The 12,192-nt window shown below is 71.5% G+C and carries 12 protein-coding genes and 2 tRNA genes; 12 read left to right on the forward strand and 2 right to left on the reverse strand.

Annotated features, from left to right (window positions below; genetic code table 11):
* Nucleotides 1-84: 84 nt before the first annotated feature.
* Nucleotides 85-861 (reverse strand): DeoR/GlpR family DNA-binding transcription regulator, encoded by a 777-nt coding sequence (locus MANAM107_RS10420; protein ID WP_223908105.1) that lies wholly within the window; start codon nt 859-861, stop codon nt 85-87.
* Between the two features lie 296 nt (nt 862-1,157).
* Between MANAM107_RS10420 and MANAM107_RS10425 the strand changes: the two genes are divergently transcribed.
* From MANAM107_RS10425 to MANAM107_RS10480, 12 genes are all read left to right on the forward strand, one after another.
* Nucleotides 1,158-2,069: an SIS domain-containing protein gene (locus tag MANAM107_RS10425; RefSeq protein WP_223908108.1), complete on the forward strand. Its 912-nt coding sequence runs from the start codon at nt 1,158-1,160 to the stop codon at nt 2,067-2,069.
* Nucleotides 2,070-2,072: 3 nt separating this feature from the next.
* The gene (locus MANAM107_RS10430) at nt 2,073-3,140 is read left to right on the forward strand and encodes an ROK family protein (protein ID WP_223908111.1); all 1,068 of its coding nucleotides are present in this window, start codon (nt 2,073-2,075) and stop codon (nt 3,138-3,140) included.
* A gap of 206 nt (nt 3,141-3,346) precedes the next feature.
* Nucleotides 3,347-3,994, forward strand: coding sequence for a nicotinate-nucleotide adenylyltransferase (gene nadD, locus MANAM107_RS10435; protein ID WP_373314098.1), 648 nt, complete (start codon nt 3,347-3,349; stop codon nt 3,992-3,994).
* Nucleotides 3,984-5,912, forward strand: a complete 1,929-nt coding sequence (locus MANAM107_RS10440) for a hypothetical protein (protein WP_223908117.1) — start codon at nt 3,984-3,986, stop codon at nt 5,910-5,912. The genes nadD and MANAM107_RS10440 overlap by 11 nt, the downstream gene beginning before the upstream one ends.
* Nucleotides 5,913-6,040: 128 nt before the next feature.
* Entirely contained in the window at nt 6,041-6,451 is a 411-nt protein-coding gene (rsfS, locus tag MANAM107_RS10445; protein WP_223908120.1) for a ribosome silencing factor, read from the forward strand.
* Nucleotides 6,452-6,461: 10 nt separating this feature from the next.
* Entirely contained in the window at nt 6,462-7,064 is a 603-nt protein-coding gene (locus tag MANAM107_RS10450) for a histidine phosphatase family protein (protein WP_223908123.1), read from the forward strand.
* Between the two features lie 120 nt (nt 7,065-7,184).
* A tRNA-Ala gene (locus MANAM107_RS10455) sits at nt 7,185-7,260 on the forward strand.
* A gap of 85 nt (nt 7,261-7,345) precedes the next feature.
* Nucleotides 7,346-7,421 (forward strand) — tRNA-Ala (locus MANAM107_RS10460).
* 266 nt (nt 7,422-7,687) lie between these two features.
* Entirely contained in the window at nt 7,688-8,647 is a 960-nt protein-coding gene (locus MANAM107_RS10465; protein ID WP_223908126.1) for an aldo/keto reductase, read from the forward strand.
* 233 nt (nt 8,648-8,880) lie between these two features.
* A complete protein-coding gene (locus MANAM107_RS10470; protein WP_223908129.1) occupies nt 8,881-9,516 on the forward strand; it encodes a MarC family protein in 636 nt (211 codons plus the stop codon).
* A 120-nt stretch (nt 9,517-9,636) separates the two neighbouring features.
* Nucleotides 9,637-10,452, forward strand: coding sequence for a MerR family transcriptional regulator (locus tag MANAM107_RS10475; RefSeq protein ID WP_223908131.1), 816 nt, complete (start codon nt 9,637-9,639; stop codon nt 10,450-10,452).
* A 243-nt stretch (nt 10,453-10,695) separates the two neighbouring features.
* The gene (locus MANAM107_RS10480; protein WP_223908133.1) at nt 10,696-11,610 is read left to right on the forward strand and encodes a hypothetical protein; all 915 of its coding nucleotides are present in this window, start codon (nt 10,696-10,698) and stop codon (nt 11,608-11,610) included.
* Nucleotides 11,611-11,780: 170 nt separating this feature from the next.
* On the opposite strand, the gene MANAM107_RS10485 is transcribed toward MANAM107_RS10480, so the two are convergent.
* Complete coding sequence (locus MANAM107_RS10485; RefSeq protein WP_223908134.1) at nt 11,781-12,062, reverse strand: DUF1540 domain-containing protein; 282 nt, start codon at nt 12,060-12,062, stop codon at nt 11,781-11,783.
* Nucleotides 12,063-12,192: the final 130 nt, after the last annotated feature.

Below are 12,192 nucleotides of genomic sequence, written 5' to 3' on the forward strand. Positions count from 1 at the left end.
GGACGGCAGTCGGCGATGGTCCGGCCGGGCGGGCCCTGACCGTGCCGGTGATCGTGCCGGATGGCTGCGGGCATGCGGGCTGATCTAGACCAGGCGCACCTCGATCCCGGCGGTGCGCAGTGCCTGGACCTGGTCGGCCGGGGCGCCGTCGTCGGTGATGAGCAGGTCGATATCGGCAGCGCGGCAGATGAGCGCGAAGGCGGTGGCGCCCAGCTTGGTGTGGTCGCAGACGACGACGACGCGCCGGGCGGTGCGTGCCAGGGCCGCGTTGACGGCGGCCTCGCCCTCGTGCTGGGCGTAGGTGCCGCGCTCGTCGATGCCCTCGACGCCCAGGAAGAGCGTTCCCACCGTGATGGAGGGCAGGATGAGCTCTGTCAGGGGGCCGGTGAGCTCGTATGAGCGGGCCCGGGCCACGCCGCCGGTGACCACGACGCGCACGCACTGGCGCACGGTCAGCTCGCTGGCGATGTTGACGGCGTTGGTGATGACGGTGACGGGGTTGTCCGGGTCGGTCAGGCCCGGCAGGAGGGCGATCTCGCGGGCGATCTCGGTGGTGGTGGTGCCGCCGTTGAGGCCCACGCAGTCCCCGGGGCCGACCATGGCCGCTGCGGCACGCGCGATGCGGGCCTTCTCCTGGGCCATCCGGGAGGTGCGGTAGCGCAGGGGGAGCTCGGCGGAGGTGGGGTTGGCGTTGGCGCCGCCCCGGGTGCGGGTGATGAGCTGCTGGTTGGCCAGGAGGTCGAGGTCGCGCCTGGCGGTGGCGGCCGAGATGCCCAGCCGCTCGATGATGTCGTCAATGCGGACGCTGCCCTCATCGACGATGATGCCCAGGATGGTGGACAGTCGCTCGTGGCGGGACATCGGGCCCTCCTGCGGGGTGGTGCGGTGTGCGGTTCGGTGGCGGTGCAGTGACGATAGTGACGATGCGGTGAGTATGCGGTGGATGCGCGATGGATGAGCAATGGCGGCCCCGGCGCGATGGGCGCGGTAGGCACCATGCGCCGCGCTGCGCAGTGCTCGCGGCAGCAGCATAGGCCAGGTCGGACCCGAGCGCTCGGATTGTTGTGATGCAAAATGATAGATCTACTGGTAGTCTCGTCGCAATCAATCATCGTGGGCGGTGGGCGAGCCACCGCTCGGATCCTCCAGGAGGCGGCGTGGCCAGTAGGACGACGGTAGAGATCGAATCCCAGCCCCAGGTGTGGCGCAGCGCCATCGAGCGCGCCACGCGGGAAGGCCGGCCCGCCCCGGGACTGCCCACCAGCGGCCAGCGCGTGGCCGTCATCGGCTGCGGCACCTCGTGGTTCATGGCGCAGGCCTACTGCCTGCTGCGCGAGGAGCTCGGCCAGGGCTCCTCCGATGCCTTCACCTCCTCGCTGTTCCCCGTCGGGCGCAGCGGCGACTACGAGCGCATCATCCTCCTGTCCCGCTCGGGCACCACCACCGAGATCGTGGAGACCGCCCGCGACCTGGCCTCCCGAGGGGCGGCGCTGACCCTCATCACCGCAGTGGGCGGAGGCCCCATCGCCGCCCACGTCGACGACGAGATCGTCCTGGACTTCGCCGATGAGGAGTCCGTGGTCCAGACCCGCTTCGCCACCAGCGCGCTCATGCTCCTGCGCGCCAGCCTGGGCCAGGACCTGCAGGGCGCGCTGGAGGACCTGGCTGCCGTCCTGGGCCAGGAGATCCCCCAGGCCTGGATCGATGCCGAGCAGGTCTCCTTCCTGGGCGACGGCTGGTGCTTCGGCCTGGCCAATGAGGCGGGGCTCAAGTGGCGCGAGGCCTCCCAGTCCTGGACCGAGTCCTACCCGGCCATGGAGTACCGCCACGGCCCCATCGCCATCGCCCAGCCCGGGCGCCTGGTGTGGGTCTTCGGCGAGGCGCCCGCGGGAATGGCCGAGCAGGTGGCCGCCACCGGCGCCGACTTCCTCGTCTTCCCCCAGGATCCGGTGGCCGCACTCGTGCTGGCCCAGAGGGTCGCGGTGGCCCGCGCTGAGGCCCGCGGCCTGGACCCCGACCGCCCCCGCCACCTGACCCGCGCCGTCATCCTGCCCCAGGATGAGGGCTGAGCCGTGCCCGACGGCGAGGCGGCGCCCCAGCCGATTCCGGTGCCGTGCTGCGCCCTGGGCGTCGACGTGGGCGGCACGGCGATCAAGGCGGTGGTCTGCGACGCCCGCGGCTCGCTGCTGAGCAGCCTAGAGCTCCCCACGCCCCGCACTCTGGTGGGCCTCAGGCAGGAGGTCGGGAGGGTGGTGGCCGAGCTGCGCGGCCGTATCTCCGCCGGGCAGGTGCATCATGGTGCGAGGGATGGCGGGGCCAGCGGCCCGCCGGTGGTCCTGGAGGACCTGGCGCCCTCGGTGGGGGTGGCCGTGCCCGGGATCGTGCGGGAGTCCGAGGGCATCGCGGTCAATTCGGTCAACCTCGGCTGGCGCGACGTGCCCATGCGCGACCATATGGAGGACGAGCTGGGCCTGCCGGTGGTCCTGTCCCATGACGTGCGGGCGGGGGCCTGGGCGGAGAGCCGCTGGGGCGCCGGTGGCCCCGACTGCCTCTACCTCGCCATCGGCACCGGCATCGCCTCGGTGCTCATGCTCGGTGGCTCCCCGGTCGACGGCGATGGGTGGGCCGGGGAGGTCGGGCTCATGCTCGTGCCCGATCCGGACCGCCCCGGGGCCGACGCTCACCTGGAGTCCATCGCCTCGGCCTCGGCCATGGCCCTGCGCTACGCCGCCACCCTGCCCGGGGGCGCCGATGAGCCCGCGGGCCTCCGGGCCCGCTCCGAGGGCTCCCTGGGGGTGCTGCGGGCCATGGAGGCAGGCGATGAGCGGGCCGCGCGGATCTGGGGCACCGCCCTGGATGCGCTGGCCGACCTCATCGCCACCGGCGCCTGCCTGCTGGGCCCTCTCGACGTCGTCATCGGCGGCGGGCTGATGCGGGCCGGCCAGGAGCACTTCTTCGCCCCGCTGCGCGAGCGCGTCGCCCAGCGCCTGGAGCTCGTTCCCGCGCCGCGGGTGCTGCCGGCGGCCCTGGGCTCCTGGTCCCAGGCCCTGGGGAGCGCGGGGCGGGCCATGGCGGCCGCTCCTCGTGCTCAGGCGGCCCCTGGTCGGATGCCGGATGCGCCCCGCGCGGGTGATGGCTGAGTCGGTCCCGGTTCGCGCACCGCTCAAAGAACGTGGCGCCAATGCTTCGCTCCGGGCGTTGCGGAGGCCCACAAACGCTGCGGTGCATGGCAGGATATTCAACAACTGCACGAATCCGCACTACGGAGGAGACCGGACGTGACCGCCAGTCATGATGCGAGGCGCACGGCGTGAGTACACCTGCGCGCCCGCTGCGCATCGGCATCATGGGCGGAACCTTCGACCCCATCCACCACGGGCACCTCGTGGCGGCCAGTGAGGTCCAGAACGTCTTCGACCTCGATGAGGTCGTCTTCGTGCCGACCTGGGCGCAGCCCTTCAAAAAGGGCCGGAGGGTCTCTCCTGCCGAGCACCGCTATCTCATGACGGTCATCGCCACCGCCCCCAATCCGCGCTTCACCGTCTCGCGCGTGGATATCGACCGGGGCGGCACCACCTACACCATCGACACCCTCCACGACATCACGGCGGAGTACCCCGGAGCCGAGCTGTACTTCATCACCGGTGCTGATGCGCTGGAGCAGATCCTGACCTGGAAGAGCAGCGAGGAGATCTTCGGCCTGGCGCACATGGTGGGGGTGACGCGCCCCGGGCATGTCCTGAGCGACTCGGGCCTTCCCCGTGATCGCGTCTCGCTGCTGGAGGTTCCGGCCATGGCGATCTCGTCGTCGGACTGCCGTCGGCGGGTGGGGGAGGGGATCCCGGTGTGGTACCTGGTTCCCGACGGCGTTGTGCAGTACATCCGCAAGTACGGGCTCTATCGTATGCCTCTGCGCCCCGCATCGACGACGTCGATGACGGCGCGGGTGGCCCACGAGCAGTCCCTGAGGAAGGAGAACGACGGTGAGCACTGACCAGACCGGCGTGAACGACCTGACGCAAGACGATGCTGCGGAGGGCTCGCAGGGCCGGGCGCCACGCAGCAGCCGTCGCGCTATCCGACAGGCCGAGCGGGCAGCTGAGCGCGAGGCCATCCTGACCGGGCAGCAGCCCCTGCTCACGCGCCGTGAGATGCGGCGCCTGCGGGAGGAGGCCAAGGCCCTCAAGGCCGCTGTGGAGGCGGGGGAGATCACCCCGGAGCAGGCTCGCGCCCTCCAGGACCCCACCGCCAAGCAGCCCGACGTTCCTGCCTCCAGGCAGGCGCGGTCCCGCGGCGCCGGGCAGGACTCCTCCCAGCAGCCCACCACGCCCAGCTCGGTGCCCGCGGTCGGCTCGGCCGCCCAGGACTCCGCCGCCTTCGACGACACCGTCCAGGCGCCCCGCGTGGGGGAGTCCGGGGAGCCTTCCGGGGAGGCGTGGGGCACCGCCGGCAGTGCCGCATCCCCGCTCCAGGGCCAGTCCCCGGCGGAGGCGCCGCAGACGGCGCTGCCCTTGGGGGCGCCTGAGCCCCACGACTCCCACGAGCCTGCTGCCTACGGCGCGGTCGCGCAGACCGGTGCGGGCGCCGAGCCCGCCCTCGGGGCCGAGTCCGGGGCCGAGGCCGGTCCGGGTGCCGACGCCGACATGCAGGCCCCCCAGTCCGAGGCCGGTCAGGCGGGCCCGAGCTGGCGCTCCCTGACCGCTGACGAGGCGGTGGCGATCTCCGAGCTCCCCACGGGCCTCATGGACGCCGTCGACCTGCCGATCATCTCGGCGGAGGCCGAGCGTGCGGCCGCCGAGCACGTGAGCACCGATGGCGAGCCCGCCCCGGTCCCGACCCGCTCCTCCCTGCGCGAGCGACTGGAGACGGGGCAGGTGCCCAGCGTTGCAGCACTGGGCTCTGCTGACGGTGTGCCCGCCGACGCCGCCCAGGGCGGTATCGGCAGCGGTGCCGAGACTGCGGGCGAGGCGGTCCCGACCGGTTGGGGCGTGCAGGCCGAGGAGGCCGACGGCGCCCCCGGCACGGTGCCGAGCGCTGCGTCCCAGGAGGCCCTTGGGGCCCAGGAGGCCCCCTCCTGGTCGGTCGACCAGAGGGCTGATGAGGCGGCGGTGCGCGCCGCCGATGCGATCCCTGTCCAGGACGCTGCTAGTGCCCAGCCGCAGGCAGCCGAAGCACAGGCAGCCGCTGCGGGCGAGGGCGCGCAGGCGCCGATGGCGGCCACTGGGGGCTCGGTGCGCCGTCCCATCGTGCGGATCCCCGCCGCGGCCCAGGGGGTGCGCACGGTCAACGTCTCCACCGGTGAGCTCAGTGCGATCCAGCCCGTGAGCCCTGCCGAGAGCGTCGCCTCCGGGCAGGAGGCGGCCCAGGCCGGGCAGTCCGCCGAGTCGGTGGACGGCCTGGGCGAGGTGACGGCAGACGCCCAGGAGACCACGGTGCAGGAGGCCATTGCCGTGGGTGAGGGCGTTGACGGCGAGGACTCGGCCGCACCGCAGTGGAAGTCCCTGCGCGAGCGGATGACCTCGGAGAACTCCCTGGTGGGCGGGCAGCAGCCCGTCAGCCCGTACTCGACCACGGGCATGGAGCAGACCACCTCGGTGGAGTACGCCCCCGTCTCCGATGCCGGCTTCCCCGAGGCGGGTGCGGCCGGCCAGGTCGGCTCGGCCTGGGACCAGCAGATGCCGGCCGCGGTGCCCTCCGCGCAGCAGGCCCAGGTGAGCCTGTCCGAGGAGGAGCCGGAGCGCTCCTCCGGAGCGGGCAAGGTGCTGCTCATCCTCCTGGTGGTCCTGGTGGTCGCCCTGGTGGTGCTGGCCATCGTCTGGTACCTCGTCAGTGGCGGCTCCTCCAGCGCGGCGGCCCAGGTTCAGGGCGCGGCGGTGCAGGGCGTGGAGGCCTGGATCAGCCAGGTCGTCTGAGGCCTCCAGTGACCCGTATCGTCTGACCTGTATTGTCATGGAGCCGGGTGCGCCGCCCGGCTCCATGGCCGTATGGTGGCGCGTGCCCAGGTCGCCTGCCGATCATCATCGAACCCTGAAGGAGCACCGTGCCCGCTACTGACCGTGCCATCGAGTTGTGCGTCGTCGCAGCCCGCGCCGCCGCGCAGAAGAAGGCTGAGGAGATCATCGCCATCGATGTCTCCGATCGCCTCGTCCTCACCGACGCCTTCCTCATCGTCTCGGCCGCCAACGACCGCCAGGTGCGTGCCGTCGTCGACGCGATCGATGAGGCGATGATCAAGGCGGGCGCCAAGCGCCAGATGCGCGAGGGCCTGACGGAGGCGCACTGGGTGCTGGTGGACTACCAGGACGTCGTCGTGCACATCCAGCAGGAGCAGGACCGCGAGTTCTACGACCTGGAGCGGCTGTGGAAGGACTGCCCGCGCATCGCCCTGCCCGCGATGGACGGGGAGGATGAGGCGCTGGGGCAGGACTCGCCGGTGGCGGCCGGGATCTGATGGGCCGATCGTGACGGATCTTGTTCTGTGGCGGCACGGCCAGACCGACTACAACCATCACAAGCGCGTCCAGGGGCGGATCGACATCCCGCTCAACGAGGAGGGGCTGGCTCAGGCGGCTGCGGTGGCCCCCGCCCTGGAGGCGCTGGGGCCGCAGCGGATCGTCTCCTCCCCGTTGCAGCGCGCGCGGGGCACGGCGCGCATCCTGGCCGAGCGCTGCGGGATGGAAGTGGGGATCGACGACGACCTGGCGGAGCGCTCCTTCGGGCAGTGGGAGGGCCTGACGCGCCGGGAGATCAAGGCCGGCTGGCCGGAGCAGTACCGGCGCTGGCGCACCGGGGCGGAGCCCGAGGGAGTGGGAGTGGAGGCCCGCGCTGATGTGGCCGACCGTGTTGGTGGGGCACTGGCACGCCTGGCGCAGGATGCGCCGGAGGGCGAGGTCATCGTGGTGGCCTGCCACGGCTCGGCGCTGACGGTGGGGGCGTGCCGGCTGCTGGGGCTGGAGCCCTCCGCCTGGTTCGGGCTCAGGGGGCTGGATAACAGCCACTACGGGGTGCTGCGCCGCTCTCGGCGGGAGCCGGGATGGGCGCTGGTGGCCTGGAACCTGGGGTGAGTGCGACGGTGGGCCGGGCGGCGAGCGTGGTGAGGTAGTGCACGTGCCGGGGATTTGCCCCGGTGGCCTGGGACTACATACAGTTGTCCGCGTCGCCCGCAGGGGCGGCGCCCGCAGGACGGGGCTATGGCGCAGTTGGTAGCGCGCTTCCATGGCATGGAAGAGGTCGGGGGTTCGAATCCCCCTAGCTCCACCAGTCGTCGAGATCGCGGTACTGGAGTGGTTCGGTACGCGGGCGGTGGCTGATCCGGGGCCCTATGGCGCCCTGCGAGCACCATCAAGGGGCTATGGCGCAGTTGGTAGCGCGCTTCCATGGCATGGAAGAGGTCGGGGGTTCGAATCCCCCTAGCTCCACCACGTCAACTCTGAGCGAGGGCCCCGCCTGACGGCGGGGCCTTTGTGGTGCTGGTGGCGCTGTGCGCCTGGCGGTGGGGGATGGGGTGTGGGGCCTGGTTCCCCGCCTGGTGGTGGTTCGCGGGTCCGGCTCGTCTCCGAGGGCTTCACGGAGATCGGGGGAGGGTGGCCGAGGTCGCTCGGGGCAGCGGGAGCGGCCTATCCTCTTCCAATGCGCTAGAGGCGCCGCGATCCCCGCGCCCGCCCGCCGAGCACAGGAGGGAGCATCCATGAGCCCGATGAGGACAGTGCCCCTGGGCGCCACCGGGATGCGGGCATCCAATGTCATCTCCGGCATGATGCGCATCGCCGACCGCAGCGACGAGCAGATCCGCGCCCTGTACGACGCCGCGCGGGAGGTTGGCATCGATGTCTTCGACCACGCCGACCTCTACGGCTTCAACCACCGCGGGGGCGGCTACCACCACTGCGAGCAGCGCTTCGCCCGTGCACTGAAGCTCGCCCCCGCCGAGCGCGAGCAGATCATCCTTCAGACCAAGACCGGCATCATCTCCGATCCGTGGGGGTACGACCACTCCTACGAGCACATCGTCGCCTCCGCAGAGGAGTCGCTGAGGGCCCTGGGCACGGACTACCTCGACATCCTGCTGCTCCACCGCCCCGACGCCCTGGTCGAGCCCGAGGAGGTTGCCCGCGCATTCGACCACCTGGAGTCCACCGGCAAGGTCCGCTCCTTCGGGGTCTCCAACCACACCCCGCGCCAGATCGACCTGCTGGCCACCGCTGTGAGTCAGCCCATCGTCGTCAACCAGGTGCAGCTGTCGATCACCCATTCAACGATCATCACCCAGGGACTGGCCGCCAACATCGTCCCCTCCCAGGACTCGCTGACCCGCGACGGCGGCGGCCTGGTCGAGCACGCCCGTATCCACTCCACCACCCTCCAGGCCTGGTCGCCCTTCCACACGGGTCTGGGCCCCGGGACGCTCATGGACTCCCCGGACCACCCCGAGCTCGTTGAGGAGCTGCGCCGCCTCGCCGAGAAGTACGGTGCTGCGCCGGCAGCGATCGCCGTGGCATGGATCGCCCGACACCCCGCCGGCATCCAGACGGTCGTGGGCACCACAACCCCACAGCGCCTGCGTGAGGCGGCTGCCGGCTCGGATATCCCGCTGACCCGGGGCGAGTGGTACGGGCTCGTGCGCGCGGCCGGCCACCACGTGCCCTGAGGCCCGGCGCCCGTGTTCTGCGGGCAACCGCGCATCCTGGGCCCGCGCCTCATCGACTCCGCTGACCGAGGCTGATGGTGGAGGCATCATGCGGCGATGCGCCCTGCGACGATCGCGCCACGAGTGCGCGTCTCGGCGCGCGTGATAGCGAAGCCTCCACGGGCATGGCTGACTCAGGAATCGATCACGGTCCGCCCAGCCCGGATGAGGGTTGGATGTGCAGCGTGAAGGCTATGGATGCATCATCAATCATCGGATCCGTCGTCGTCCTCCTTGCCGTGATGAACCCCTTCCTCGACGTCCCCCGGTTCTTGGAGCTCACCAGCGGGCAGTCGGTTGCCCAGCGCCGCCGGACCGCACTGAGCGTCACCCTGCGATGCGCGCTCATCGCAGTAGTGCTCCTCGTCTCCAGCCCCGTGGTGGTGGGCGGTGGCGGTATCCATGGCATGCTCAGCCTCAGCGAGGCCGGCCTCCTAGCCGGGGGAGGCCTCGTCATCGCCATCATCGCCCTGGCCATGCTCAGAGGACAGCAGTCCTCCATCACCGATGGCACGCAGCGCGAGAAGGAGGGCTACAGCGCCCTGAAGAGGATCTCCGGCTACCCCCTGACCTTCCCCCTCATCATGGGTCCCGGCACGATCGTGAGCATTCTGTGCCTCATGCTGTCGGCAGAGCGGTCCAGTGGTTCAGCAGGCCTGTCCGCTGTCGCCATCGCCGTGATCATCGCCCTCCTCGTGCTGGGCGTGAGCCTCATGCTGGCCGCGGGCCGGGGCGCGCGGCCCTCGGAGGGACTGACCGCCGTCATGACACGCCTGTCGGGCCTCGTCCTGATGGTCTTCGGCGTCGGCATGGTCGCCTCCATCCTGTGATCGCAGGCGCCTACCGAGCCCGCCGGTCCGGCCCTCGACCCGGCGGGCTCACGAAGCGGCTTGTCAGGCGCGGATGAGGGCTCTTGCTCCTCACACGATGTCAGGTCCCATGATGGGGCCATGACCGAGACACGGCTGCTGCGCATCGGCGAGTTCTCCACCCTGACCAGGCTGTCGGTCCGCATGCTGCGGTACTACGACGCCCACGGCGTGCTGAGCCCCGCGCGCATCGACGCCGCCACCGGGCACCGGTTCTACGACGCCCACCAAGTCGTCGAGGCCAGGCTGGTGCGCCAGCTGCGCGACGTCGGCTTCTCCGTCCCGGCCATTGCCGCCCTGCTCCCGCTGCGCGAGGACCCCCAGGCCCTGGGGCGCGCGCTGGCCGTGCAGCGCGATCAGCTCACCGCCGACGCCGAGGCCGCCCGCCGCCGCGTCGCCGAGATCGACCAGCTCATCGCACACGTCAGGAGGACCCTCATGACCGACATCACCGTCACCACCCACCCCGCCCAGCACGTCGTCTCCCTGCGCAGGAGGATCAACACCTACCCCGATGAGTCCCGCGTCTGGGAGCAGCTGATGGCCTGCGTCCAGGAGCAGGGCGTGCCCTACACCGGGGGCCCCTGCGGCGCCATCTTCCACGACGAGGAGTACCGCGAGGCCGACATCGATATCGAGGTCTGGCAGCCCGCGCCCCGGGGCGCCCGCGTCGCCGCCCCGCTGACCGCCCGGGAGCTTCCCGCCCAGCGGGTGGCCGTGGCCGCCTTCCACGGCGACTACTCCCAGTTCGAGGCGCAGAACGCCGCCCTGGCCCAGTACATCGCCGAATCCGGCCTCCAGGTGGACGGACCCATGTACAACCGCTACCTGGTCAGCCCTGCCGACACCCAGAGCCCCGAGGACTACGTCACCGAGATCTGCGTGCCCGTGGCCTGAGCGCCCGCCGTCCCGGCACGGCCCCGCGCGGGGCCGTGCCGGGACCCGGCCATGCGGCGATGGCAGACGATGGCAGCCGCCAGTCCATCCGGGACAATGGCCGGTCAGCATTTGGTCAGCCACTGAGACGCGATCCACGCCCGCACGACGATACGGCACTGGATCAGCCCCGCTGCTGAGGGTAGCCTCACCTCTGGCAGGTGCGGTACCAGCACTGCACCTTCTCGCAGGAAAGGCACTCGTGTGACGTCAGCCCAGGCAGGGAGCGGCAGCGCCCCCGACATCGCCCACCGCGCCCGCCGCACCGCCCGCAGGCTCCTGTCGGGCGCTGGCAGCGCCGCGGTGACGGCCTACCGCATTGACCCCTCCGCCCCGGCGGCCTACGTGGCGCATGCGCTGCTCAACGATGGGCGCATCCTCATCGCCGCCTGCCCCGCCCCGGGGGCGCCCCTGGCCATCGCCCCCGACGGCCTGGCCACCGAGGTCCGCCTGGACATCACCCTGGACGCCGCCGAGCCGGGCGTTCGCATCACCGCGGCCACCGCCCACCTGCTCGGCTCCCTGACCTGGGTCGAGGAGGAGACCATCGACGGGCTCCTGGCCTCGGTGCGCACCCCGGCCTGCCACTGCGCCATCACGGGGGACGACCCCCTGGAGCGCGTCAGCCAAGTGGCCGGCTGGCCCGGTGGCCGCCTGGGCGTCATCGCCACCGAGCGCGTCATGCTCCACTGCGTCACCGGGGTCTCCAGCCACACCATCACCGAGATCCTCGCCATCGATGGACGCGATGCCGACGCCGCGGCGCCGCACCCCGCCCTCGGCACCTGGAGCTCCCACGAGGTGCTCGCCGCCCACGAGTCCGTCGCCGCCGTCGGGGAGCTGGGGCTTCAGGCCATCTGCGACGCCGTCGTCAGTGGCGAGGCGCTCGGCTGGGTCTGCTCCACGCGGCCCTCGGTCGGCGTGTGCTCCAGCCTGTGGGGCAGGACCCTGTGCGTCGACGTCGATGCCCATGGCGCCACCCTCATGCGCATCAGTCCCGAGGAGATCACCACCCTGGTGGTCGCCTTCCCCGACGGCCCCACGGCCGCCCACGAGGTGGGCCAGAGCCTAGAGGCCTTGGCTGCCGCGCTCCTGCCCGGCCGCCTCTCGCGCCCCTAAGGGCAGGGCGGGGCGCCCAGTGCGCTTGCGCTGCGTCATCCGGAGCCGTCCCCCCCGCACAGGCCGATCAGCACAGCACGGACTGTGGGCCCCGGCATGGTGCCGGGGCCCACAGTCCGCGCGTCTAGGCGTCGTCCTGCCCACAGCCGCTCGAGCTGGTGGGCAGGTGCTCAGCGCGCCTCGTAGGACAGGCAGGTGGCGGTGTCACCGCCGACGCTGACCGCCTCAGCGGTGCACATGAGGTCGGTGTTGTGCACGCACTCCAGGCGCTGGCAGGCGCCCACGTGGCCCTCGGCCACGGGGAGGCCGCCGCGCGCATCCAGGTTGATGAAGGTGCCGCAGGTGGGTGCACCGGTGTCGCCGCCGACCGTGATGGCAAAAGCGGTGCAGCCCCCGTGGTTGAAGGCGCAGGAGGTGGTTTCGCAGGACGTGATCTGGGTGACGGTAGCCATGATGGCCTCCTTCTCGAGCGGTCGGATGATCGGTACGTCATTAACGTAAATCCGTCTCGATCGAGCGGCAACGAAGGCCAGCCTAGCCTGATGGTCTGTCGACTCAAGAACGTTGGAATGGCAGCGTTTT

It is taken from the genome of Actinomyces capricornis, assembly GCF_019974135.1.
Lineage (GTDB): Bacteria > Actinomycetota > Actinomycetes > Actinomycetales > Actinomycetaceae > Actinomyces > Actinomyces capricornis.

Bases quoted from the DNA above. Each gene is read 5' to 3' on its own strand.
- MANAM107_RS10420 (WP_223908105.1), bottom strand. From the start codon at position 861: ATGTCCCGCCACGAGCGACTGTCCACCATCCTGGGCATCATCGTCGAT.
- nadD (WP_373314098.1), top strand. From the start codon at position 3,347: ATGGGCGGAACCTTCGACCCCATCCACCACGGGCACCTCGTGGCGGCC.
- MANAM107_RS10465 (WP_223908126.1), top strand. From the start codon at position 7,688: ATGAGCCCGATGAGGACAGTGCCCCTGGGCGCCACCGGGATGCGGGCA.
- MANAM107_RS10470 (WP_223908129.1), top strand. From the start codon at position 8,881: ATGGATGCATCATCAATCATCGGATCCGTCGTCGTCCTCCTTGCCGTG.
- MANAM107_RS10475 (WP_223908131.1), top strand. From the start codon at position 9,637: ATGACCGAGACACGGCTGCTGCGCATCGGCGAGTTCTCCACCCTGACC.
- MANAM107_RS10485 (WP_223908134.1), bottom strand. From the start codon at position 12,062: ATGGCTACCGTCACCCAGATCACGTCCTGCGAAACCACCTCCTGCGCC.